Raw genomic sequence first — 24166 nt, 5'->3', positions numbered from 1 at the left:
GTGGCGTTGTGCAGGGTATTTGCGTGAACACCAGGGCCAAAATCAAGGACAGAGCCAGAGCCAGAGGTAAAGCATGAACCATCACAGTTCCCTCCCCGAAGGCGCGGGCGATGACGCATATCTGAGCGAGTTCGAGATGCGGCGCGCGTTTGAACTTTTGTTTTACGCCTACCGAGATTTTACCGCCGAACCGGACGCCCTTTTGGCGCGTTTCGGATTTGGTCGCGCCCACCATCGGGTGATTTACTTCGTCAAGGTTAATCCCGAGATTACGGTGAACCGACTGTTGGATATCTTGAAAATCACCAAGCAAAGTTTGTCGCGGGTATTGGGCCAACTGGTGCGTGAGGGATTTATCGCCCAGGAAACCGACGCCGGGGACCGGCGCCGACGGATGTTGACCCTAACCGCCAAGGGCGAAGACTTGGAACGCCAGTTGACGGCCTGTCAGTCGATTCGAGTCGGCCGGGCGTACCGGGCGGCGGGGCGGGACGCCGTCGTGGGGTTCAAACAGGTTCTGCTGGCAATGATCAATGACGAAGATCGGGAACGCTTCGCGTTAAACCCATAACGCTAAAGCCGGCCTTGTTTTTTTCGACCATGCTTGAGGACCGCGCGGGCCGACCGGCGCGCGACGGGTGGCGGGCGGCGAAGAGAGGGTATCGTGCGCGCGCCGTTGTGCTAGTCTGCCTGGGTGCGCCGATCGGCGCGTGGAACCCTTCGACATGCGTACCTTATGACGGCAAGTTATGACGGCAAGGATAGAATGACGCAGGATTTTTCCCATATTCTCGTGGTCGATGACGATGATCGCTTGCGTGAACTGCTGCGCAAGTATCTTAGCGAAAATGGGTTCCTCGTCGCCACCGCGCCCGACGCCCAGGACGCGCGCGCGAAGTTGGAGGGGCTTACCTTCGATCTCATTATCCTTGATCTGATGATGCCGGGGGAGAACGGATTCGATTTCGCCCGCAGCCTGCGCCAAAAAAGCACCGTTCCCGTGCTGATGTTGACCGCCATGGGCGAGGCGGAAGAACGCATTCGAGGCCTGGAGTGCGGCGCCGACGATTACCTGACAAAACCGTTCGAGCCGCGCGAATTGGTGCTGAGAATCAACAGTATCTTGCGTCGCGTTCCGGCCGCGGCGCCGGCCCCGGAAACGATTCGCATGGGGGATGCGACCTTCGATCGCACACATGGCGTGTTGGCGCGTGCGGGGAAACGGGTGCACCTGACATCCTTGGAACAGGCCTTGTTGACGGTTTTTGCCGAGGCTCCGGGGGTCATCTTAGGTCGCGAAGAATTGATCGTCCACACGGCCGCCGATGCGGGTGGGCGGGCCGTGGATGTCCAAGTGACTCGGCTGCGCCGCAAGATCGAGGACGATCCTCGCGCTCCGCGCTATCTGCAAACGGTGCGTGGGCGTGGCTATGTTCTGAAACCGGATTGATGGCCATGCCCTCTGTCAGCGCCCTTGTCAAACGCGTTTTGCCGAAGAGCCTTTTGGGGCGCTCGTTGCTGATTTTGGTGACGCCTCTGGTGTTGCTTCAGGTCGTTTCGGCGTTGATCTTTTTCGAAACCCACTGGAGCAAGGTGACGCTGAAAATGGCGCGCACCGTGGCGGCCGATATCGCGGTGGTGATCGACTTGATGCGTGAATTTCCCGACGCCCACCACCAGCAATGGATTTTTCATCGTGCATCGGACCTTAATTTTCGCCTTAAAATGATGCCGGGAAAAATTCTGGAAAACACGGTGCCGCAAGGAAACAATTTGGGGGAACGGATGCTCATCCTGGCGATGGACGAGTACGTGCGTAAACCCTTCCGTTTTTATCCTAATATGGAAGCGCGCCATATGGTGATCGACGTTCAACTCGCCCACGGCGTGTTGCGTGTGATTGTCTCCGACAAAAGGTTGTTCAGTTCGACGGCGAGCGTTTTCGTCTTGTGGATGGTGGGCACCTCGCTTTTGCTGTTCGGCGTCGCCACCATATTCATGCGCAATCAAGTGCGCCCGATTCGCAGGCTCGCTCGCGCCGCCGACGACTTTGGCAAGGGGCGGGATTCTCCGAAATTCAAGCCCGAGGGCGCCTCCGAAGTACGCCAGGCCGCCAGCGCGTTTATTGTTATGCGCGATCGCCTTGTTCGCCAAATCGCCCAACGGACCGAGATGCTGGCCGGGGTGTCGCATGATCTGCGCACGCCGTTGACCAGGATGAAGCTGCAACTGGCGATGATGGGCGATGTCGAGGGCGCAGGCGAGTTGAAACAAGATATCGACGACATGGAGCACATGTTGGGAGAGTATCTCGCCTTTGCCCGTGGCGAGGGTGGGGAAAAGCCCGCCGAGATCGAACTGTCGGAGATGTTGCACGACATTGTCGCCAAGGCTCGGCGCAAGGGGGGCAGAATTGATTTTCACAGTGAGGGCATGGTCGTCGTCACGGGGCGTCTTAATGCTTTGACGCGGTGCCTAACCAATCTTTTGGACAATGCCGTGCGTTATGGCCGGACGGTGGCGGTACGCCTGGGGGTGCGCGAGAACAGCGTCGAAGTCGTGATTGATGACGATGGACCGGGGATTCCCAAGGACAAAAGAGCAGATGTCTTTAAGCCCTTTTTCCGTCTGGACGGTTCGCGCAACCCGGTGACGGGCGGCGTCGGTTTGGGTATGACCATTGCCCGCGACGTGGTGCGCGCTCAAGGCGGGGACATTGAATTAACGGATGCTCCTCTGGGTGGATTGCGCGTTAAGGTGCGCTTGCCCCTTTAGGGCGTTCAGCTGGACCCTTCGAGCGTCTTTTTCCCGACGCGTGGTGGGTGTGTGGGGGGCGCGTCATATGACGTTTGACGCGTTTCGGCGTACTCAGTGCAACTTTCCGCCGTTGGGAACGCGTTGGTCGGGGGCGATCAGGACCACTTCGGCGCCGGGGCCGGGGAAGCCGAGGACGAGAAATTCGGACATGAAGGGGCCGATCTGGCGCGGCGGAAAGTTTACCACGCCGGCGACTTGGCGGCCGATCAGAGTTTCCGGCGTATACAGGTCGGTGATTTGCGCCGAGGTCTTCTTTTCGCCGATCTCGGGACCAAAATCGACCCACAGCTTGATTGCCGGCTTGCGGGCCTCGGGAAACGCTTCTGCGCGAACGACGGTGCCGACTCGAATGTCGATTTTGGTAAAGTCATCATAGCTGGCGCTCATCGGTATCTCCTTCGTCGCGGGTGTGCGGGGCGTTATCGTCGAGAGGGGGCAATATTCGCCGCGCCATTGCTTTCGGGCAAGGCAAAAAAAGGCCGCTCAATTAGAGCGGCCTCAGTTTGTTTGCAACAGGTCGTCGCAAGGGGAAAGAGATCTCGAGGTTCGGTTAGGCCTTCAGGCTGAGCACCATGTCGCGGGCCTCATCCATGCTCTCGGAGAAGCGGGCGTTGAGAATTTTGCTGGTCTCGCCGCTCGATTTGGTGATCGTGTCGCTTAAGGTGCGAACGTCCTTGAGCGCCTTTTCGTAGCCGGTCTTCAGAAGCTCGGCCTGCTTGGCCGCGGCGTCCTGAGGAGAGGAAATCGAGCCGGCCTGTTCGAATAGGTCACGCGATGTAGCCATCGCCTCGCGGACGAATTCGGCCTGTTGTTTGGTGATCGCCTGCACACCTTCGATCGCGGCCTTGTTGGCGGAGGTCAGCGCCTCAAAATTCTTGCGCTGATACGCGGCAAGCGCCTCCATGTCGATACCGGGCAGGGCGAAATTCTTACCCATATTCATGAAATCCTCGGAGATCTTGGTGGGATTGAACTGAGTGAAATAAGATGAATAGTCAAACGAAGCCGAAGGATCGGCCTTTTTCGTTGTCGTCGTCATGATCTTCTTCTCCTGATACATCGGCCTTGCGGAACTCAAAAGTTCTTCAGGGATATTGCGTTGCACACCCGCGGATTATAAGCATAACAGGACTTCTGGTCAATTGTTTTTGTGCAGCGCACAAAAACAACTCTCGGAGCAGGCTAACCTCCTGAAAGATGTTGTTAATATGCGATGGACAACCAAAAGGTTGTGGTGCGCCGGCGCGTTTCGTCAGGACGCCAGTTCTCGCGATCGTCGCGCCGCCGCTGCGATCGCCCTGTCGATGGCGTCTTGCCATCCGTCCCCGCGCATCAGAACGGCCAGGGCCTCGGCGGTGGTTCCTCCGGGGCTGGTGACGTTCTGGCGCAAGGTCGCCGGCGCTTCGCCCGATTGATCCAGGAGCTCCGCCGCGCCGATGACGGTGGCGCGGGCGAGGCGTTCGGCCAGGGCCTCGGGAAGTCCGGCGTGGACGCCCGCCCGAGCGAGACTTTCCACGAGTAGAAAGACATAGGCCGGGCCACTGCCCGACAATGCGGTGACCCCATCCATCAGGCTTTCGTCCTCGATCCAAAGCGCTTCGCCCACCGCCTCAAGTAGGGACTGACACAGAGCCTGGGCCGGCGCGCCGACGTTGGCTCCCGCGCAAGCGACGGTAATGCCCTTACGCACGGCGCACGGCGTGTTGGGCATGGCGCGGACAACCGCGGCGTCCGCACCCAATAGGGCCGTGAAACCATCCAAGGTTCGCCCGGCGGCGATGGATAAGAAGACGGTGCGCGGTCCAACGAAACGCCGATATTGCCGGGCGACGTCATCCATCATTTGCGGTTTGACGGCGAGAACAATGGCGTCGGGGGTTAGGGCCGGCGGGATATTATCGGCCGTGGAGAGAACGTGGACCCGATGACGGCGGACGATTTCTCCGGCGCGTTCCTCGTTGGGCTCTATAACGTAAATATCGTCCGGGGCGACCCCGCGGTCGAGCCAACCCTTGAGCATCGCGCCGCCCATTTTGCCGCCTCCGGCAAGCACCAATCGTGTCGCCATGATCCAAATATCTCCTCAAAACATCTTAAAGAGGGCGCAAGCGTGGAATTCGCCCCCAGCCTCATAGGGTGATCGGGATAAAGATTATGGGCGCACAAAGCAAGTCAGTGGAATGCATAATGCGATCAGGGAAACGCGAAATAAGGACCCGCGGGTCGCCGGGTTGGCGCGTCGGGCGCGTTGGCGTTTTGGACGACGGACGCTTACGCTTCGCCGACGGTTTCGAACATCGCCGCCATCAGCGCCTCATGAGGCGGGCGTCCGCCCCAGATGACCCATTGAAAGGCGGGGTAAAAGCGTTCGCATTCCAGCAAGGCGGTCTCCACCAAATCTTCGAGTTGGCCGGTCTCGAGCCCCTGGGTCCCGCGCAGCGGCAGGGCGTAGCGGAACATCGGCAAATTTTCGTCGTCCCACATGCAAAAATGCCCAAGCCAAAGCTTTTCGTTGGTCAGGCTAAGCAACTCATGAACGGCGGGCTTGCGTTCGCTCGGTACCGGCAGGTCGAAGGCGCAGGTGTAATGCATGGCGCTGGCGTCTTCGCTCCAGGCGAAATGCATTGAATAGTCGCACCATCGTCCGGGCACCTGAACCGTCATTTCTTGATCGCTGCACCTATCGAAAGGCCAGGCGTAGTCGTCCAAAATTTGTTCGACGACATCCAGAGGATTAAAATTTTCCGCACGGGTCTGCGTTTGAATGGTGGACATCCGACCGTCCCTCCTTGTGTGCCCCACCGCGCGGGCGGTTGACCGTCGCGTCGCGATTGACGCGTTTTGGGGCCTCTAGGTCAGCTTCCCGAAGCGCCTCGACAACCGACATGCGGCATGAAGACCGATATGTGGTATATTGAAGCCCATCGCGTACAATCTGTAGAGTGCCAAAAGAAGAAAACGGGCGCAAGAGGCGGTGCGTCGATATCCCCTGAAAGTTGTGGATAACGCAAAAAAGTGAGAAGAATTTATTCGGGTTTGGTCTTTGGCGCGGCCTTGGCGCGCCTGGGGGCGGGCTTTTTCGCGGCCTTCAGCTTTTCGATTTCACCGTTTAGGGCGTCGATTCGCTTCTCCAGGCGCTCATTTTCGGCGCGCGCCTTGGCGGCCATCGACTGCACGGCGTCGAATTCATCGCGGGCGACCATGTCCATATCCGCGACTAAGCGTTCGATCTGGCGGCGCACCAAGGCTTCGATATCCCCCTTCAAGCCCGAGAAGGACGACGCCGCCCCGCTGGCGACACGGGTGAGATCATCGAGCAAGCGATTGGTGGTCTGCATGGGAGGGCGCCTCAAATATCGGAATGTGAAACCTAGGGTCATTATGAGGCCTGCGCGCGCCGGGCGCAACCGTTGACCGACGGGCGGCGGGGTTGCCGGGTTAGGGCTGGGGGCTTATAAGCGTTGAGATGTATACCCGTTGGAATAAGGGCTTAAGCGAAATGATCATTGTCACCGGCGGGGCCGGGTTTATCGGTTCGAACATCGTGGCGGCGTTGGAAGCGCGCGGCGCGGCGCGTGTGGTGGTTTGCGACCGCTTGCGCGATGGCGTGAAATGGCGCAACGTCGCCAAGCGCGAACTGGCCGACATCGTTCATCCGGACGACCTGGACGACTTTCTCAAAGTTCATGCGGGCGAGGTTTCGGCGATTTTTCACATGGGGGCGATTTCATCGACCACCGAAACCGACGCCGATAAGATTATCGACAATAATTTCAAGCTGAGCCTGCGCCTGTGGACATGGTGCGCGGCCCATCGCGTTCGCTTTATTTACGCCTCCAGCGCGGCGACATACGGCGATGGCGGCGAAGGGTTCGTCGATGATTTCGCGATCGATTTTTTGGCTAAACTACGCCCGATGAACCCCTATGGCTGGAGCAAGAACCTGTTCGATCGTCGCGTCGCTCGGATGCAGGCGGCGGGTGACGCCTGTCCGCCGCAATGGGTGGGCTTGAAGTTTTTCAACGTCTATGGCCCCAATGAATATCACAAAGGGACGATGCAATCGGTGGTCAGTCACGTTTACCCCCGCGCCAAGGCGGGCGAGACGGCGTCGCTTTTCAAATCCCACCATCCCGATTACGAGGATGGCGGCCAACTACGCGATTTCATTTACGTGAAAGATTGCATCGACGTCATGATGTGGTTGCTGGACAATCCCCATGTTAACGGCGTGTTCAACTGCGGCACCGGCAAGGCCCGTTCGTTTAAGGATTTGGCGTGCGCGGTTTACCGGGCGCTGGGCAAGGAACCGATGATCGAATACGTCCCCACGCCGGAACATATTCGGGACAAATATCAGTATTATACCCAGGCCGACATGACGCGCTTGCGCGCGGCGGGGTATGATCGCGCTTTTCATACCTTGGAAGACGGCGTGCGCACGTATGTGACCGGGTTCCTCGATAGGGAAGACCCTTTCTTGTGAGAGTCCCCCGCACGGGGGGCGTTTTGGCTGTGGGTGAATTTTCATGAGTTTCGTTATCGCGTTTCCCAATATCGACCCGGTGCTGGTGCACCTTGGCCCATTGGCCATCCGCTGGTATTCCCTGGCCTATATCGTCGGTATTCTGGCGGGGTGGCGCTATATGGTGGGCCTGGCCGCGCGCCCGCCCTACGCGGCGACACGCGCCCAGATCGACGATTTTATCGTCTGGGCGACCTTGGGCGTGGTGCTGGGGGGGCGCACGGGGTATGTCCTCTTTTACAATCTCGAATATTACGCGCAGCACCCGCTGCATATCCTCTATGTCTGGGAAGGCGGGATGTCGTTCCACGGCGGCATGATCGGGGTCGCCCTCGCCGGTTATTTGTTCGTGCGTTCGCGGAAGATCGCCTTTTGGCCGTTCCTCGACCTGGCGGCCTGCGCGGCCCCGATCGGTCTGTTTTTCGGGCGCATCGCCAATTTCATCAATGGCGAGCTATATGGCCGCGTCAGCGACGTTCCGTGGGCGATGGTTTTCCCGCGAGGTGGGCCGTTGCCGCGCCATCCCAGCCAGCTTTACGAATCGGCATTGGAGGGGTTCGTGCTCTTTTTCGTCCTTCATTTTTTGTGGCGGGTGCCGGCGGTGCGCCGCCGCCCGGGCGTGTTGACGGGTGTTTTCTTGGCGGGCTACGGCCTGGCCAGGGCCTCGATCGAACAGTTCCGCCAGCCCGATGTCCAGGTCGGATTCCTGCCCGGCGGCACCACCATGGGACAATGGTTGTCCGCGCCGATGATCGTTGGCGGCGTGGTTTTGATCGTTTATTTTTTGCGCCGCGCGCCGGTCCCGTTGACCCCACGGCCCGATGAACTACAGGAAAACGCACCGAAAGGAGGGGCCTGAAATGGGGAACCCAAGCGATGGCGGCGAGGCTAAAAAGGGGGTGGACGCCGTGACCTCTTTGGGCGACGGCCTAAAACAGCAAATTGCGCGGCACGGGCCGATTAGCGTCCACGACTACATGCAGATGGCGTTGGCCGGCCCCGAGCACGGTTATTACATGCGCCAAGATCCGTTCGGTAAGGAAGGCGATTTCACCACGGCCCCCGAAATGACCCAGATGTTCGGTGAAATGCTGGGCCTGTGGGGGGCGTTGTGCTGGAAGACCATGGGCGCGCCCGACCCGGTGCAGGTGGTCGAATTGGGACCGGGGCGCGGAACATTGATGAGCGACGCCATGCGCGCCGGTGAAATTATGCCCGGGTTTGTCGATGCGGCGCAAATCTACATGGTCGAGATTAGCCCGGCCCTGCGCGCCATCCAGCGCAAGACCGTGGCCGGCAATGTCGGACAGGTTCCGGCGATGCGCGAAAAGATCGAAGATGTCCCCGCCGGGCCAATGGTGCTGTTCGCCAATGAATTCTTCGACGCCCTGCCGATTCGCCAATTCGTCAAGACCGAGGGCGGATGGTGCGAGCGAATGATCGACGTCGAACCCGAAAGCGGCGCTTTCGTCTTTGTTCCGGGGGCGCCGGTCAGCGACCGCACGGTGATCCCCGACGATCTGTTGGATGTTCCACCGGGCGCGATCTTCGAAGATTGTCCGCGCGCCCTCGAGATCGTTCGCGACATCGCCGCCCGTCTTAAGCATCACGGCGGCGCGGCGTTATTTATCGATTACGGGCACGGTGAATTCGCTATCGGCGAGACCCTTCAGGGGGTCAAGGATCATCGCTACCACGATGTTCTCATCGACCCCGGTTCGGTTGATCTGACCGCCCACGTCAATTTCGCCGCCCTCGCCCAGTGCGCGCGTGAACAGGGGGTGGATGTTCACGGTCCGGTGCCCCAGGGTGCGTTCTTGGCTCGCCTGGGCATGGGAGAGCGCGCCGAGATGCTGGCGCAAAACGCGAGCGCGGCGCAGGTAGGCGAGATTCGTTCGGCTTATCATCGCCTGACAGACGGCGATGAAATGGGCGTTTTGTTCAAAGTCTTGTGCCTCGCCGCACCGGGGCTTGCCGTGGCTCCGTGGTCGCAATAACCCGGTCCCGATACCGTGCCTGTCATATTTGAGGATAAAGATCGCGCAATGATAAGCAGTGACCTCCTATCGGGATACGCCACCGTGCGTCATGGGTTTTTAACCCGGCGCGGCGGCGTTAGCCGCGGCCTTTTCGACAGTCTCAATTGCGGCGCGGGTTCCGGCGACGACGCCGGGGCGGTGCGCGCCAACCGGGAAATTGCGGTGCGGCGCATGGGGCTTGACGAGGGTGCGCTCGTCACGGTCCATCAGGTCCATTCATCCCTGGCGATTGCGGTTGACGGGCCGTGGCCGGACGCACCACCCCAGGGCGACGCCCTGGTGACGAAAACGCCGGGCGTCGTGATCGGTGTGCTCACCGCGGATTGCGCCCCGGTGCTGCTGGCCGACGCCAAGGCCGGCATCGTCGCGGCGGCGCATGCCGGATGGAAAGGGGCCTTGGGCGGTGTGCTCGGGGCGACGGTCGAGACCATGGAAAGTCTCGGCGCGCGGCGCGGCGACATCGCCGCCGTGTGTGGGCCGTGCATCGCCCAGCAATCGTACGAGGTTGGCGGTGAATTTCGCGCCCGTTTCGTCCATGAGGACGCGGCCCATGGCGCGTTCTTTCGAACGGCGCCGCGAAACGGGCGTTTTTTGTTCGATCTCAAAGGGTTCGTCGCCGCCCGATTGGGCGCCTTGGCGCTAAAGGCCGTCGAGGTTCTTGAACACGACACGTACGCCTCGGAAGATGCATTTTTCAGTTACCGGCGCGCGACCCACAAAAAAGAGGACGCTTACGGACGACAGCTCTCGGCCATCGCGCTTCGCCCTTCGTCCGTGGACGCCTAGCGGTTTGCGTTTAACACTTGAGTCCGATGCCATTGGACACGAATGTGTGAACAAACCAAACCGTAACAAAAAAAGAGATCGTGGTCGGCCCGATGGTTCGCGGGCGCGAAACGTCGGGGGCGATCCACGAGTGCGGCGTGAACGAAAAGCGACCGCATGGCCTGAAGCCGCCGCATAGCATGAAGCCTATGACATGAGTACGGGAAAAACGATCAGGTCCACCATCGCCGTTGTCGTGTGCCTCGTTCTGGGAGGGTGCGCCGCGCGTGGTCCCGGCGCCGTGAAATATCAGGGCGCCGGGTATGAAAGCCGCGTCGAACGGGGACGGAACGTCGCCGTCGCGGTGGCGCCGCCGGACGGCCCGGCGTTGCCGATGGCGCGGCTTCTGGCCGAGGCGGCGGCCCGTTCTTTAACGAAGCGCGGCATACCGGCCCATGCCCTGAAAAATGCCGAAAACCCGCCGGGCGATGCGGTGTATCTGTTGCATGGGCATGTCGTGCGCAATCTCGACGACGCGCGGGTGCGCTATACGGTGCTGATCCATTGGACTTTAAGCGACCGCAAGGGCGTCGTCGTCGGCCGCACCGTGCAGGGCGTGGCGACGCCATGGCGGCAATGGGAATACGGTGACCCAAGGGTGATCCGTTTCGTCGGACGCGGTATCGTTCAGCCCGTCGCGGCGATGATCGACGCGCGCCGCAAGGCAAGGTTGCCGAGCGAACCGCTCGGCGAAGGGTTCATTTTCTCCGGCGTCGATGGCGCCCCCGGCGATGGGAACAGGACCTTGTCGCAAGCCATGATCGCGGCGCTGCGCGCGCGTGATATTTTGATTACGTCGGACCCCCGCCAAGCCGTATTTTCCATCCATGGTCAGGTTCGCGTCGTGCGTCAAGGCGCGCGTGACCGTGTCACCATCGTGTGGCGGGTGCGCACCGTGTCGGGTCGAGGCGTCGGTCAGGCGGTGCAGGACAATACAATTGCGCCGGGCGCCCTGGATGGCGCTTGGAGGGGCAAGGCGGACATGATCGCCAAGGCGGGCGCACGCGGAATCGTTCGTATTTTCAATGCCGACAGTCCCACCATCGGCCCCACCATCGGCGACGATCGTGGCGCGCCACCGGCGATCCACTTATCTCCGGTGCCCGGTCGCGCCCCGCCACCACCCGAATAATGCGAGTTGTTTTTTGTAAAAACATCGTGGGGTTGTGCGTCTCTCCGAGGTCGAGGCAGGTATTGAACAAATGTGACATTAACGCGTTTACAGCGGCGGCTGAGGTTGATACATTCCGCCGCATCTTAAGGTGCGCGCATTGGAAATTTGGGCCGTTGGCCTTTCCGCGCTGGCTTGGCGGTCGGACTCGTGGGCCGCAAGGGACGTTTCGACAGGCGTCGCGCCGTGTATGTCGATGAGGGCGGTATCGGTTGGGGCGTGCCGATAGGCGTCTGGGCGGCGGTGTCCCCCGAGAGGCATCGCGAACGGTGGAGAAAAAAGCCCTCGACGGAGTTTAGGTGAATGAAAATCCTGTCGTGCAACAGTAACCGCCCTTTGGCGGAAGCGATTGCCGCATATCTGAATCAAAAGCTGACCAAGGCCAATATCCGCCGTTTTTCGGATATGGAGGTTTTTGTCGAAATTCAGGAAAATGTCCGCGGCGAGGACGTCTTCGTCATCCAATCGACATCCTATCCGGCCAACGATAACCTGATGGAATTGCTGGTGGTGATCGACGCCTTGCGCCGGGGATCGGCGCGGCGGATCACGGCGGTCTTGCCTTATTTCGGTTATGCCCGCCAGGACCGCAAATCGGGCCCGCGCACGCCGATTTCGGCGAAGCTGGTGGCCAACCTGATCACCACGGCGGGCGCCGACCGCGTTTTGACGATGGATTTGCACGCCGGTCAGATTCAGGGCTTTTTCGATATTCCGGTGGATAATCTCTATGCCGCGCCGGTCTTCACCAAGGATATCCAGGCGCGCATGAACGGCGACAACCTGACGGTGGTCTCGCCCGATGTCGGCGGCGTGGTTCGCGCCCGGGCGTTGGCGAAAAGGATCAATGCGGATCTTGCGATCATCGATAAACGTCGCGAGCGCGCCGGCGTTTCGGAGGTCATGCACATTATCGGCGATGTCGAAAACTGCCGTTGTATCTTGATCGACGACATCGTTGATTCCGCGGGCACGTTGTGCAACGCCGCCGTCGCCTTAATGGAACAGGGCGCGCAATCGGTGTCGGCCTATGTCACCCATGGCGTTTTGTCGGGCGGCGCGGTGGCGCGGGTCGCCGCCTCGCCGCTGGAAATGTTGGTGTCCACCGACAGCATCCTGGAGACCGAGGCGATGCGTACGGCGGAAAACATGGCGCAGTTAACGATTGCGCCGTTGATGGCCGAGGCCATTCGGCGTATTAGTGAGGAAACATCGGTTTCGACCCTGTTCGATTGATATCGCAGGGCCGTCCGTGTTGGATGCCGCACGGGACCGGTAGAGGTCCCGACGCGGTTTTGGCCGTGCCGACACCCCTGGAGGTCGGCACACTTTTTGAAGGAGTACTCTATGTCTGACGCCATCGTTTTTAACGCCGAGACGCGTGAGCGGGCCGGTAAGGGGGCAGCCCGCGCAACGCGTCGCTCGGGGCGTGTGCCCGCCGTCATTTACGGCGACAAGAAAGAACCCGTGCTGATTTCGTTGGAGCCGGTTCAGTTGAACAAAGAAATGAACCGCCGCGGCTTCTTTTCCCACCTATACGACGTCAAGGTAGGCAAGGATACGCATAAGGTCCTGGTGCGCGACCTGCAACTTGATCCGGTAACGGATATCCCCCTGCACGTGGATTTCATGCGTCCCAGCAAGGGCGAGAAGATTACGGTCGAAGTAACGATCAACTTCATCAATGAAGAAGATTCGCCGGGCCTCAAGTACGGCGGCGTTCTCAACGTCGTGCGTCACGCCGTGGAATTGAGCTGCGTGCCGACGGCGATTCCCGAAAGCATCGAGATCGATCTCGCCGGCTTGGAAGTGGGCGACAGCATCCACATCAGTTCCGTGAAACTGCCCGAAGGGGCCGAGCCGACGATTACCGATCGCGATTTCACCATCGCTACGATCGCGGCGCCGACCGTCTCCAAGGCGGCCGATACGGAAGAAGAGGTCACCGAAGGTGAGGAAGGCGAGGAAGAGGCGGATTAATTTTCCGGCGCTTCTCGAAGCACGTGCATGATACGTTTGGTGGTTGGCCTGGGCAATCCTGGCGCTAAGTACGAAAACAACCGCCACAACGTCGGCTTTATGGCGGTGGACGCGATCGTCCACCGCCATCGATTCGCCCCGTTTCGTTCGAAATTTCAAGGCGACCTCGCCGAAGGCGACGTCGGTGGATGTAAGGTGCTCGTGCTCAAGCCGCGCACCTATATGAACGAGTCGGGCCGCGCCGTCGGCGCGGCTGCGCGATTTTTCAAAATTCCACCCCAGGACGTTCTCGTCATCTACGATGAGTTGGATCTGGCCGCCGGAAAAATTAGAGTCAAACTGGGCGGCGGACTTGCCGGACATAACGGACTGCGTTCGATCGCCGCGGCGATCGGGCCGGAGTATCACCGCCTACGCATCGGCATCGGCCATCCCGGAGACAAGGCGCTGGTGACGTCCCATGTTCTGGGTGATTTTTCCAAGGCCGATAAAGCGTGGCGCGATCCTTTGCTCGAAGCGATCGCCGAACGGTTCGAGATGCTTCTTGAGGGCGACGGCAACCGCTTCATGACCTTCGTCGCCCGGGACACCGCGCCGCCCAAGGCGAAGACACAACCCACCCGCGACGATGGCGAGGCCTCGGCGGGAAATAATGAAAAAGGATCATCACGCCATGGGGTTTAAATGCGGCATCGTCGGCCTGCCCAACGTTGGAAAATCCACCTTGTTCAACGCCCTGACGGCGACCGCGTCGGCCGAGGCCGCCAACTTTCCCTTTTGCACGATCGAACCCAACACCGGGCGGGTCGGCGTGCCCGATCCGCGCCTGGAGACCATCGCCAAAATTGCGAAGTCGGCGAAAATCATCCCCACCCAGTTGGAATTTGTCGATATCGCGGGGCTGGTGCGCGGGGCGTCGAAGGGCGAGGGGCTGGGCAATCAATTTTTGGGTAATATCCGCGAGGTTGACGCCATCGTTCATGTGCTGCGCTGCTTCGAGGATGAAAACGTGACCCACGTCGAAGGCGGCATCGATCCTATCCGCGACGCCGAAACGGTCGAAACCGAATTGATGCTGGCCGACATGGAAAGCCTGGAAAAGCGCCAACAACCCCTGATCAAGAAGGCGCGCGGCAAGGATAAAGAGGCCGAACGGACACTGGCGCTGATCGAACGCGTCTTGCCGGTGCTGCGCGAGGGCCGCCCGGCGCGGACGATGGCGGTCGATCCCGACGATGCAAAAGCCTTCCGCCTATTGCAGTTGCTGACCGCCAAGCCGGTCCTGTATGTGTGCAATGTCGAGGAGGCAGCCGCCGCCGAAGGCAACGCTATCTCGGCGCGGGTCGAGGCGATGGCCGAGGCGGCGGGGGCGCGGACGGTGGTGATTTCGGCGAAGATCGAAGAAGAAGTCGCCCAACTGGACGACGAGGAAGAAAAGAAGGATTTCCTGGAAAGCCTGGGCCTTAAGGAAACCGGCCTGGCGCGGGTCATTCACGCCGGCTACCGATTGCTCGATCTGATCACCTATTTTACCGTCGGGCCGAAGGAAGCGCGGGCCTGGACCGTGCGCCGCGGCGCCAAGGGGCCGGAGGCGGCGGGCGTCATCCATAGCGATTTCGAACGCGGCTTCATTCGCGCCGAAACCATCGCCTGCGACGATTTTGTCGCCTGTGGCGGCGAGCAAGGTGCGAAAGATGCCGGGAAAATGCGCCAGGAAGGACGCGATTACACGGTCGCCGACGGCGACATCATGCACTTCAAGTTTAATGTCTGATATCGGCCTTTCGTAGGGGGCTGTCAGGCGCCCTCGTCGTGCAGCCGGTTGATCACCGCATACAGCGCGTCAAGGCAGGACGCGCCCAATTTTCGGCTACGTTCGGGAGACCAGCCTTCCTCGGGATTGGGCGTGATGGCGCTGTCCTTAAAGGGCATTTCCAGGGTCATCGCCAAGCACCGGAAGGTCTCGGCGACCCAATTGGTGCACAGCGTCATGTTGGCCTTTCCGGGGGCGTCGCGTTCATAGCCGATACGGGTTTGAAAATCCGGGTTGACCCGCCGCAGGGCGTCTTTGTAGCCCTGCAACAGAAGATCGCGGCGGTCGTCCCATGCCGGGGTGCCTTCGGGACCGGCGATGAAATTATAGGGCAAGGTTTCGTCGCCGTGCACGTCGAGACAAAAATCAACCCCGGTTTCCTGCATTTTTTGACGAACCAAAAGGACTTCCGGGCTGCGTTCGGCGGTCGGATCTTGCCATTCCCGGTTCAGGTTGGCGCCGCAGGCGTTGGTGCGCAGATGGCCGCGACGGGCGCCGTCCGGGTTCATGTTGGGCACGACATAAAAAACGGCCCGGTCCACGACGGCCCGTGCGATGGCGTCGTCCGCGTCCAACAGGCGCGAGAGGAAACCCTCCATCCACCATTCGGCCATGGTTTCGCCGGGGTGCTGGCGGGCGATGACCCAACAGACTTTTTTCCCCGGTCCCGCCGTTCCGATCTTTAAAAGATCGATATCCTGTCCGTCTAGGGTTTCCCCTAGAACGTAGTCCTGCGTCAGGGGAGACATTTGCGCATCGGCGATAAGATCCCCATGACGAGACATTGGATACGGTGCGAAATAGGCGTAATAAACGCTGTCGAAGGTCGGGGTGTGACGGAGCGTCAGCGTTTCGCCGTCGAAACGGGTCGGCACCCGAAACCAGTGCTCGCGATCGTACGAGGCCGCCGCCTGATAATTTTCCCAGCCCTTAGGGTACGCCGCCCCGCCCGCGTTGGCGATCTTCATCACGCACGTCGTGTTTTGTGCGCCGCTGAGCCGGAAGTAAAACCACTGATAAAAATCAGAACCGTTGTCGCGGTTGATTTCGAGTTGTATATCGGAAGGGTCCGTACAGTGAAGGCAATGGATGTTGCCCCCGTCGAAAGCGCTGGAAATGTGCATGGGGTAATTTCTCGTGCTGTTGATAAGCGGACGCTATCGTACCGCATGACAAAAGGCTAGGGTGAAAACAAGGCCAGGGTGAAAACGGGGCCAGAGTGAAAACAAAAAGAGGCGAAACCGTTCAGGAAAAAATCCCGCAGGGGAGATAAAATTGCGCGATCGCCACAAAAACGTCGCGCCCGGGCGGCATTCCTTTTGGGTGTCGTTACCGTAAACATATCCATCGCCGCGCCACCAAAAGAGGAAGGGGGTCGGCGAGTAGTGAGGAAAATTCCGACAATGCCCAAGGAAGCCCTGTTCCCCAGCGTGCGCGCGGTGGTCGAAACGCTGAAGCCGAGTTATCCGGTCTATTGCTTGCGTCCCAAGGAAATTCGGCGATGCGCCCGCCTGTTTTTGGATCAATTTCCGGGGCGCGTGCTATACGCCACAAAATGCAATCCCCACCCCATCGTTCTGAACGCCTTGTACAAGGAAGGCATTCGTCATTTTGACACCGCATCGCTGACCGAGGTCGCCCTCATCCGCGAATCTTTCCCCGACGTCGATGCCTATTTCATGCACCCGGTGAAGGTTCGCGCCTCGATCCAGGCCGCCCATGACATTTACCGGGTCGATCATTGGGTGATCGATCATGAAAACGAACTGCGCAAAATTGTTGAGGTTTGCGGCGGCGGCGACGGCCAGGTGATGTTGGTGCGTCTCGCCACCAAGGCCTTTGGCGCGGCGTTCGAATTGTCCAACAAGTTCGGGGCGAGCGCCGAGGCGGCGGTCGATTTGCTCCGCATGTCGGCGCGCGAGGGATTTCAATGTGGTCTGGCGTTTCACGTCGGCTCGCAGTGCCGCAACCCGGAGGCTTTTCGCGACGCCTTTCGCATCGTGAAAGGCGTGCTCGAAGCGTCGGGGGTTCATATTCACTACCTCGACGTCGGCGGTGGATTCCCGGTACCGTACGTCGATGACAATCCGCCCCCGCTCGAGGATTTCGTTGGCGCGATCAAGGAAGGTCTGGCGTTGCTGCGGGTGCGTGGAGATTGCGTGCTGATGTGCGAGCCGGGGCGTTCCCTGGTCGCCAGCGGCAGTTCGTTGTTAACGCAAATTCAATTACGCAAGGAGAACGCCCTTTATATTAATGACGGCATCTATCACAGCCTTTCGGAAACCGTCGCCGCGCATATTCGTCACCCCGCACGCCTGATTCGCGCCATCGGAACGCCGTCGGAGACTATGCGCCCCTACACCATTTTCGGGCCGACCTGCGACAGCATGGACGTCTTGCCTTACACCATCGACCTGCCGGAGGACGCCCGGGAAGGCGATTGGATCGAATTCGGTCAAGCGGGCGCCTACACCAACGCCACGCGAACCAACTTTAACGGGTTTTATCCCGAAACATTCGTCACCGTGGACGACGGCCCGTTGTTGCCGGCGTAATCTCCACCCCCGATTCCGCGCCTACCCCCGATTCCGCGCCGTCTGCGCCCCTCCGATTCCGCGCTAGGCCCGATTTCGCGCCGTCCGCGCCGGGACGGCAAGGCAAGGCAAGGCAAGGCAAGGCAAGGCAAGGCAAGGGCGGTCAGATGATATCGCGCGCAATGCGGATGATTCGCCGACGCACCTCGGCGGCGATTTGGCGCTGGCCGACGTTGGTTCCCCCGCCATAGACCGCGATCTCGATGGTTTTTGTTTCGCGCCATCGTCCGAATCCGGTTTCTTCGTCGCTCACGGTCTTGGGGCTGCGATCGAAGGTGATCACCTTCTTGTGCTTGGCGTGCGGTTCGCGCACGCCGACATGGACGGAGGCGACGACGATATAGGTATCCTGGGTGATGAACGAGCCGATAATCGCCCCCAGGGTGGCGCCGCCTACGGTGCCCATCGCCGCGCCGTACGAGGCCTGCGACCGCGCCCCTTGGATGCCTCCCGCGGCGGCGCCCAGGAAGGCGAATTGCTGTTGCATGTTTTCTTGAATGTGGCCGCTGTAGCGAACGTTGACGTCGATCTTCAGACCAAAATCGGAGGGGCCGGATTCGCTATAGCCTTTGGCGTCGTAAGCTTCGGTCAGGTCGTGGCGGAACCCGGCAAGATCGAAGGCCTGATCGCCCGAGGTGTTGCGGATGGTGATTTTCATCTTTTTATTGGGAAAGAACGCCGGATCGGTAAACAGGCTTCCACTGACGGTGGAGCCGTACAAATTGCCGTCGGCGGCGCGCACCATGTTCAGGCGGGACTGTTCCATGCCGGCGCATCCGGCCAATGACAAGATGAGAACAACGGCGGTGGCGCGCACGGGATGCACGGCCCACTGGCCGCGAGACGCGCACGATCGCCGAATAGAGGGGAGGAGGGGGTGTCTCATGGGTCGGTCGGCCCTTCTTAAAATTTCATGTTGGGGAAGGTGTCGCGCAGAAAGGTTTCAATTTCCGAATAGTGAATGGAAAAATTAAGCCCCTCGCTGATGTTTTTGCCGACGCCCCAGGTGTTGACGCCGATCACCCGATCTCCCAGGAACAAGGGGCCGCCAGAGTTTCCGTGGTTGATCGGGGCGTCGGTCTGGATATATAGGACGTCCTTGCCGCCACCGCCCGGCAGGTTGATGCTGGCGTGTTCGCGCAGCGAACTGATGATGCCCCGGGTGATGGAGAACGCGAGTCCCTCGGGGTGACCGATGACCTCTACCGGCGATCCCAGCTCTAACGTCTTGCCATGGAAGAAGCGCACCGGTTTACCCCGGTCCTGGACCCGGATCGCCGCCAGGTCGAGGCGGACGTCTTTGTTGACGACCTTGCCGAACGTTTCGCGCCCCTGATACGTTTTCATTTCGACGAACTTGTGATTTTCGACGACGTGCCAATTGGTCAATACGATATCGGGTGCGATGTAGAACCCGCTGCCCAAAGTGCCCGATCCGGTAAACACTTCGACCACGGAATCGAAGCGCGCGTCCGCGGTGACGTGGGATTTGACGTCGCCGCCCTTGGCCCGGGCGAGCGCCGTGTTGCGATCCTTGGTAATGGCGCGGCGTAGCGCGGTCTCCGACGGTAGGGGGCGGCTCTCGGCTTCGTGTTTGCGGTAATCGGCGATCAAATCGGAAAGGGCGACGGTGATCGGGCTGTCTTCCCAATCGGTGACGGTTTTCTCCACGTCGTTATTGCTAAGCACGCTTTTTTTCTGCGGATCGGCGTCGTTGACGTTGTAGGCGATGTGAAAGGTTCGGTTTTCGCTGACGTCGAAGGTCGATTTGAAATAGCGTTTGTCCAGCCGATCGATGATGTAATAGCGCACCGTCATGATTTTTTGCGCATCGACACGGGCGATTTCGTACTGGTACTTGGAATAGATCGGCGTGTCGATGAAGCGGGGGGTCTCCTTTAGGGTTTTCTGGGCGGTCTTGAGCGCCTTGTCCTGGACAACCGTCGAGACGAGTCCGGCAAGGCTGTTAAGAAAGATACTCGCCGAGGACTGATAGCCCGAACTGTAGGAATTCGCGGTCGTCTGATTGCGTGTGGCGTTAAGGTTGGACTGCGCCTCGATCACCTTGAAGCGCGCATCCTCCCACGCCGGGTTGGGGTCATGGGTCTTGCCGGACAGAAACGTCGAGGATCGTTTTTTTAGCCCGCGAACCTTGCGTCGCGCCTTGGCCTGGGCGACGTTGAAGATGATCAGAAGGTCGCTTTTGTCGCCCAGAGCCTTTTCGACATTGGTCTTGGCGGTGTTGAAGGGTAAGTCGATTTTGACCTCCGCCGAGAAATCGATCTGGCCGTTTTTCAATAGAGTGGGGCTGGTTACCTCCGCGAAATCGATTTTAACGTCGGGAACCGACGAAATGGTGAAACCCGCTTTCTTGGCGTTGTCCAACGCCGCGAGGAGATGGTCGAGCGTGGGTTTACCACGCCCAAGCTTTCCGTGCAGATAGGTCATTCCCAGCCAGGTCCATTGCGCCGGAGTAAAGTCGTCGCGCGCGAAGGCGTCGGCAACGCTTAGAACGTCTTCGGGAGAGGCTTTGGACAGCTTCGTTTTGAGCGCATCCGGGGCGCCTTCGAAAAAGTCCCGAGCGCTGGTTTTAAGGGGATAGTTCTGGAACAAGGACGCCAGACGGACGATCGGACGCGCGGCGAAGCGCGCGGCGAAATCCGCCTTCAAGGCCGCGCGCAGGGCGTCCGTGCGGGCCTGTAAGCGATCCGTCTGGGGATCGCGATAGGCGGCGCGCTTAAGCAGCGGATTGGCGTTATAGGTCTTCAGGAGGTCGGCGCTGTCGCGAAGCGCCTTGCCGAAGGCCGGCCACTGCGCTTCGGGGGCGGGCCAATGGAGGGTGGCGAGGGCGTTAAGGTCGTGCGTGAGGCGAGGTTTGAAGGTGGCGTTAAAATGATCGCCAAGGGCCTGAAGCGCGGCCTTGTCCCGATCTGAAGGCGTGGCGAAATGGGCTTTTTGTTCGACGTAAAGGCGCAAGGCGTCAGCGAACTTGCCCTCTTTTTCGAGGCTGAGCATCTGATCCGCCCGCGTATAAAAGGGCGTGTAAAAGGAAAGGGATATCTTTTTCTCGGGGGCCTTTTGGGTCGCCGTCGTCCGTGCGGCGGTTTGCGTTTCGCGCCCCGGATTTGCGTTCAGGCCCTGATTGGGGGATATGGTCTGGCAGGCGCTTAGTATCGCCACGAGACCTATGACGGCGAGGCGGGTCGAGTTCGCTTTAAAATGGGCGTGTCGGTTAAAACGGGTGTGTCGGGGATGGGTGGAATTATGGGGCGAACAAGTCTTCCCGGGGTGCGTCCCATGTCCGCCCTGGTCGTGTAAATACGCCACGCTCCTCCTCCCCTCTCGATTTCCCCATCGATTTCCCCGTCGAGCGCCCACGGCGATTTTGCTTGTGCAATAACGCCAACACAACGACACCAACAAAAAGAGAATACTTTTAACCAAAAATCAACCAAAAAGCGCTATCTGCAAAGAGGTGTGCGCATTTTGGGGAACCATGTATACTGCGCGCCATGGGAGTGTATATCCATTTGTTCTTAGATGATTACAAGGAAAATGAAGACATGACTGAAGCGGGAACGCCCCCTGTCATCGGTGTTATCGGCGGCAGCGGTGTTTACGACATCGACGGACTACAAAATGCGCGTTGGGAAAGCGTTTCTTCGCCCTTCGGCGCGCCCTCCGACGACCTGCTGATGGGGGAACTCGACGGCCAGAAAATGGTTTTCCTGCCGCGCCACGGTCGAGGCCACCGGATCCCGCCGTCAGAGGTCAATTTTCGCGCCAATATCGACGCCCTGAAGCGCGTCGGCGTTACGGAAATTTTGTCGATGTCGGCCTGTGGATCGTTGAAGGAAGAGCTGCCTCCCGGCACCTTTGTCATCGCCGATCAGTTCATCGACCGCACCTTCGCCCGCGAGAAAAGCTTTTTCGGCACGGGGCTGGTCGCTCATGTCGCGCTGGGACACCCGGTCTGCGCACGCCTGGGCGACGCCCTGGAAAACGCGGCGAAGGACTTGGCTATCCCTGCGGTGCGTGGCGGCACCTATTTGACGATGGAGGGTCCCCAGTTTTCGACCCAAGCGGAATCCAACTTGTATCGAAGCTGGGGCTGCGACGTTATCGGTATGACCAATATGCCCGAAGCCAAGCTCGCCCGCGAAGCCGAGATATGCTACGCCACCGTGGCCATGGTTACCGATTACGACTGCTGGCATCCCGACCACGATCACGTCACCGTCGAATCGATCATCAAAATGTTGACGAGCAACGCCGAAAAGGGGCGCAGTCTGGTTCGCCGGGTCACGGCTCAATTGCAGGGGCGCGATCGGGCCTGTCCATGCGGCTGTCACACGGCGCTTGAAAACGCCCTGATCACCGCGCCCGAGGCGCGCGACCCGGAGATGATCGCCAAGCTCGACGCCGTCGCCGGGCGGGTATTGAAATAAAAACCAAGAGTTGAGGGGGGCTAACAATGGATATAGATGCAGATACATTGCGCACGATCTGGCTGGCCGAGGACGGCGGCGGGGTCGATATCATCGATCAGACCCGGCTCCCCTTCGAATATAGTGTCGTGCGTCTGGAAACCATGCTCGAAGCGGCGCACGCCATCGCCGATATGTTGGTGCGCGGCGCGCCTCTGATCGGGGCGACGGCGGCCTACGGGATCGCCTTGGCGATGCGTGAGGATACCTCCGACGCGCACCTGGACAGCGCCTACCGCGCCTTGTTGGATGCGCGCCCGACGGCGGTCAACTTGCGTTGGGCGCTGGATGACATGCGCGCGCTTCTGCGGCCGCTTCCCACCACGAAAAGACTTGCGGCGGCCTATGTGCGCGCCCGGGAAATTTGCGAGGAGGATATCGCCATTTGCTCGGCGATCGGCGATCATGGTCTGGAGATTATCGAGGCGATCTGGGAGAAAAAAGATCGTCAAGGGCCCGTTAACATCCTAACGCATTGCAATGCGGGGTGGCTTGCGACCGTGAAGTGGGGCACCGCGACGGCGCCCATTTACAAAGCGCATCAGGCGGGTATACCGGTCCATGTCTGGGTCGATGAAACCCGTCCACGCAATCAGGGGGCGGGGCTGACCGCTTGGGAATTGGGGCGCCACAACGTGCCGCATACCCTAATCGTGGACAACGCCGGCGGACATGTGATGCAGCACGGCATGGTCGATTTATGTATCGTCGGCACCGATCGCACCACGCGCAGCGGCGATGTCTGCAACAAAATCGGCACCTACCTTAAGGCGCTCGCGGCGCGCGATAACGAGGTGCCGTTCTATGTCGCCCTGCCCAGTCCGACGATAGATTGGACGATATCCGACGGGGTTAGGGATATTCCCATCGAGCGGCGCGATAGCGCCGAGGTGACTCACGTTATCGGGCGCGATCCTCAAGGCGCGGTGGTTCAGGTGCGGATTACGCCCGACGCCACGGATGGCGCCAACTACGCCTTTGACGTCACGCCGGCGCATTTGGTCAGCGGATTAATTACCGAAAAAGGCGTTAGCGAGGCGTCGGCGCAAGGCCTGCAAGCCCTGTTCCCCGGACGAGGCGGAAGCCTGGAGGCGTCATGATGGAGCAATCCCTGCGCGCCGATGTAATCAAGATCGCCTTGGACATGTTGTCCACGGGACTGAACAAGGGAAAAACGGGTAATGTCAGCGCGCGCGTCGACGGCGGTTTCCTAATTACACCCTCGGGTGTCGATTACGCGGCGCTGGGCCCGGCGGACATCGCCCTAATGAACATGAACGGTGACAGCGTCGGTCCCTTGAAGCCGTCCAGCGAATGGCGTTTTCATCGCGACATTTATCTTAACCGGGCGGATGTCGGCGCCGTGGTGCACGCCCACTCTCCGTTTTGCACCGCCCTGGCTTGTGTCGCAATGGCGATACCCGCCTTTCACTACATGGTGGCGGTGGCGGGCGGGCGCGATATTCGCTGCGCGCCCTATGCAACCTTTGGTACACAGGCATTGTCGGATCGGGCCGTTATCGCCCTGGATGGGCGCAAGGCCTGTCTTCTCGCCAACCACGGGATGATCGCCGTGGGTGGAACCTTGGCGCAGGCCCTGGCGGTGGCCAGCGAGGTCGAAAGCCTAGCCGAGCAGTATTGGCGCGCACTGCAGATCGGCCGACCGATCATTCTGGAGGACGATGAAATGGATCTGGTGTTGGAGAAATTTAAGTCCTACGGCGAGTCTGCGCAGAAATAAACCACGAAAACACACACGAGGACATCTGGCGAGAACGTCTCGTGGATTGACACCGACTTCTCGAACCCGAAACGTCACGCCGCTCCACGAGGATGGTGGCGATCGTCGATTCGATATCGTCAGCACGCAAAAAAGGCCCCACCGGCGATCCGGTGGGGCCTTTTTTCTCGGTAG

At 60.0% G+C, this 24166-nt stretch carries 24 protein-coding genes; 16 read left to right on the top strand and 8 right to left on the bottom strand.

The features are described from left to right. The first annotated feature begins 73 nt into the window (after positions 1-73). The 3 genes from P3M64_RS04840 to P3M64_RS04830 all read left to right on the top strand — a co-directional run bounded on the left by P3M64_RS04840 (position 74) and on the right by P3M64_RS04830 (position 2775). Entirely contained in the window at positions 74-571 is a 498-nt protein-coding gene (locus P3M64_RS04840) for a MarR family winged helix-turn-helix transcriptional regulator (RefSeq protein WP_132939716.1), read from the top strand. A 195-nt stretch (positions 572-766) separates the two neighbouring features. Further along, the gene (locus tag P3M64_RS04835; protein WP_132939717.1) at positions 767-1450 is read left to right on the top strand and encodes a response regulator; all 684 of its coding nucleotides are present in this window, start codon (positions 767-769) and stop codon (positions 1448-1450) included. 5 nt (positions 1451-1455) lie between these two features. Then, complete coding sequence (locus P3M64_RS04830) at positions 1456-2775, top strand: ATP-binding protein (protein ID WP_132939718.1); 1320 nt, start codon at positions 1456-1458, stop codon at positions 2773-2775. Between the two features lie 93 nt (positions 2776-2868). Here the strand turns inward: P3M64_RS04830 and P3M64_RS04825 are convergent, their stop codons facing one another. The 5 genes from P3M64_RS04825 to P3M64_RS04805 form a co-directional block, all read right to left on the bottom strand. Next, the gene (locus P3M64_RS04825) at positions 2869-3204 is read right to left on the bottom strand and encodes a tRNA-binding protein (RefSeq protein ID WP_132939719.1); all 336 of its coding nucleotides are present in this window, start codon (positions 3202-3204) and stop codon (positions 2869-2871) included. A gap of 163 nt (positions 3205-3367) precedes the next feature. Then, on the bottom strand, positions 3368-3856 hold the full coding sequence (locus P3M64_RS04820; RefSeq protein WP_165886374.1) for a phasin family protein: 489 nt from the start codon (positions 3854-3856) through the stop codon (positions 3368-3370). A gap of 213 nt (positions 3857-4069) precedes the next feature. Further along, positions 4070-4885: a pyrroline-5-carboxylate reductase gene (gene proC / locus P3M64_RS04815; protein ID WP_132939721.1), complete on the bottom strand. Its 816-nt coding sequence runs from the start codon at positions 4883-4885 to the stop codon at positions 4070-4072. Positions 4886-5088: 203 nt separating this feature from the next. Beyond that, on the bottom strand, positions 5089-5592 hold the full coding sequence (locus tag P3M64_RS04810; RefSeq protein ID WP_132939722.1) for a type III secretion system chaperone family protein: 504 nt from the start codon (positions 5590-5592) through the stop codon (positions 5089-5091). Between the two features lie 251 nt (positions 5593-5843). Further along, complete coding sequence (locus P3M64_RS04805) at positions 5844-6155, bottom strand: accessory factor UbiK family protein (protein ID WP_132939723.1); 312 nt, start codon at positions 6153-6155, stop codon at positions 5844-5846. Between the two features lie 161 nt (positions 6156-6316). On the opposite strand from P3M64_RS04805, the gene rfaD reads away from it, so the two are divergent. The 9 genes from rfaD (at position 6317) to ychF (ending at position 15131) form a co-directional block, all read left to right on the top strand. After that, positions 6317-7303 (top strand): ADP-glyceromanno-heptose 6-epimerase, encoded by a 987-nt coding sequence (gene rfaD, locus P3M64_RS04800; protein ID WP_132939724.1) that lies wholly within the window; start codon positions 6317-6319, stop codon positions 7301-7303. Between the two features lie 43 nt (positions 7304-7346). After that, complete coding sequence (gene lgt / locus P3M64_RS04795; RefSeq protein WP_132939725.1) at positions 7347-8201, top strand: prolipoprotein diacylglyceryl transferase; 855 nt, start codon at positions 7347-7349, stop codon at positions 8199-8201. A gap of 1 nt (position 8202) precedes the next feature. Further along, entirely contained in the window at positions 8203-9339 is a 1137-nt protein-coding gene (locus P3M64_RS04790) for a class I SAM-dependent methyltransferase (RefSeq protein ID WP_132939726.1), read from the top strand. Positions 9340-9387: 48 nt separating this feature from the next. Next, a complete protein-coding gene (pgeF, locus tag P3M64_RS04785) occupies positions 9388-10167 on the top strand; it encodes a peptidoglycan editing factor PgeF (RefSeq protein ID WP_132939727.1) in 780 nt (259 codons plus the stop codon). A 193-nt stretch (positions 10168-10360) separates the two neighbouring features. Further along, positions 10361-11338: a hypothetical protein gene (locus tag P3M64_RS04780; protein ID WP_132939728.1), complete on the top strand. Its 978-nt coding sequence runs from the start codon at positions 10361-10363 to the stop codon at positions 11336-11338. Positions 11339-11680: 342 nt separating this feature from the next. Then, the gene (locus P3M64_RS04775) at positions 11681-12613 is read left to right on the top strand and encodes a ribose-phosphate pyrophosphokinase (RefSeq protein ID WP_132939729.1); all 933 of its coding nucleotides are present in this window, start codon (positions 11681-11683) and stop codon (positions 12611-12613) included. Between the two features lie 111 nt (positions 12614-12724). Next, positions 12725-13357 (top strand): 50S ribosomal protein L25/general stress protein Ctc, encoded by a 633-nt coding sequence (locus P3M64_RS04770; RefSeq protein WP_132939730.1) that lies wholly within the window; start codon positions 12725-12727, stop codon positions 13355-13357. A 27-nt stretch (positions 13358-13384) separates the two neighbouring features. Beyond that, a complete protein-coding gene (pth, locus tag P3M64_RS04765) occupies positions 13385-14041 on the top strand; it encodes an aminoacyl-tRNA hydrolase (RefSeq protein WP_243644813.1) in 657 nt (218 codons plus the stop codon). Continuing rightward, positions 14031-15131, top strand: coding sequence for a redox-regulated ATPase YchF (gene ychF, locus P3M64_RS04760; protein ID WP_132939831.1), 1101 nt, complete (start codon positions 14031-14033; stop codon positions 15129-15131). Before pth ends, ychF begins: the two co-directional genes overlap by 11 nt. Positions 15132-15154: 23 nt before the next feature. Here ychF and P3M64_RS04755 read toward each other — a convergent pair whose 3' ends face one another. Further along, positions 15155-16294, bottom strand: a complete 1140-nt coding sequence (locus P3M64_RS04755) for a M14 family metallopeptidase (protein WP_132939731.1) — start codon at positions 16292-16294, stop codon at positions 15155-15157. A 279-nt stretch (positions 16295-16573) separates the two neighbouring features. Between P3M64_RS04755 and P3M64_RS04750 the strand changes: the two genes are divergently transcribed. Continuing rightward, entirely contained in the window at positions 16574-17725 is a 1152-nt protein-coding gene (locus P3M64_RS04750; RefSeq protein WP_132939732.1) for a type III PLP-dependent enzyme, read from the top strand. Between the two features lie 142 nt (positions 17726-17867). On the opposite strand, the gene traT is transcribed toward P3M64_RS04750, so the two are convergent. Both traT and P3M64_RS04740 read right to left on the bottom strand, forming a co-directional pair. Continuing rightward, on the bottom strand, positions 17868-18650 hold the full coding sequence (gene traT / locus P3M64_RS04745; RefSeq protein ID WP_132939733.1) for a complement resistance protein TraT: 783 nt from the start codon (positions 18648-18650) through the stop codon (positions 17868-17870). A 17-nt stretch (positions 18651-18667) separates the two neighbouring features. Then, on the bottom strand, positions 18668-20944 hold the full coding sequence (locus P3M64_RS04740; RefSeq protein ID WP_132939734.1) for a S1C family serine protease: 2277 nt from the start codon (positions 20942-20944) through the stop codon (positions 18668-18670). A 383-nt stretch (positions 20945-21327) separates the two neighbouring features. Between P3M64_RS04740 and P3M64_RS04735 the strand changes: the two genes are divergently transcribed. From P3M64_RS04735 to P3M64_RS04725, 3 genes are read left to right on the top strand one after another with little or no spacing between them, the layout of a single operon-like run. Next, entirely contained in the window at positions 21328-22212 is an 885-nt protein-coding gene (locus P3M64_RS04735; RefSeq protein ID WP_132939735.1) for an S-methyl-5'-thioadenosine phosphorylase, read from the top strand. Positions 22213-22238: 26 nt separating this feature from the next. Continuing rightward, positions 22239-23351, top strand: coding sequence for an S-methyl-5-thioribose-1-phosphate isomerase (mtnA, locus tag P3M64_RS04730; RefSeq protein ID WP_132939736.1), 1113 nt, complete (start codon positions 22239-22241; stop codon positions 23349-23351). Beyond that, the gene (locus P3M64_RS04725) at positions 23348-23992 is read left to right on the top strand and encodes a class II aldolase/adducin family protein (protein WP_132939737.1); all 645 of its coding nucleotides are present in this window, start codon (positions 23348-23350) and stop codon (positions 23990-23992) included. Before mtnA ends, P3M64_RS04725 begins: the two co-directional genes overlap by 4 nt. Positions 23993-24166 lie beyond the last annotated feature (174 nt).

The organism is Varunaivibrio sulfuroxidans (assembly GCF_029318635.1).
Taxonomy (GTDB): domain Bacteria; phylum Pseudomonadota; class Alphaproteobacteria; order Rhodospirillales; family Magnetovibrionaceae; genus Varunaivibrio; species Varunaivibrio sulfuroxidans.
The sequence above is the reverse complement of the archived record's forward strand: the minus strand, read 5'-3'. Positions and strand labels throughout refer to the sequence as shown.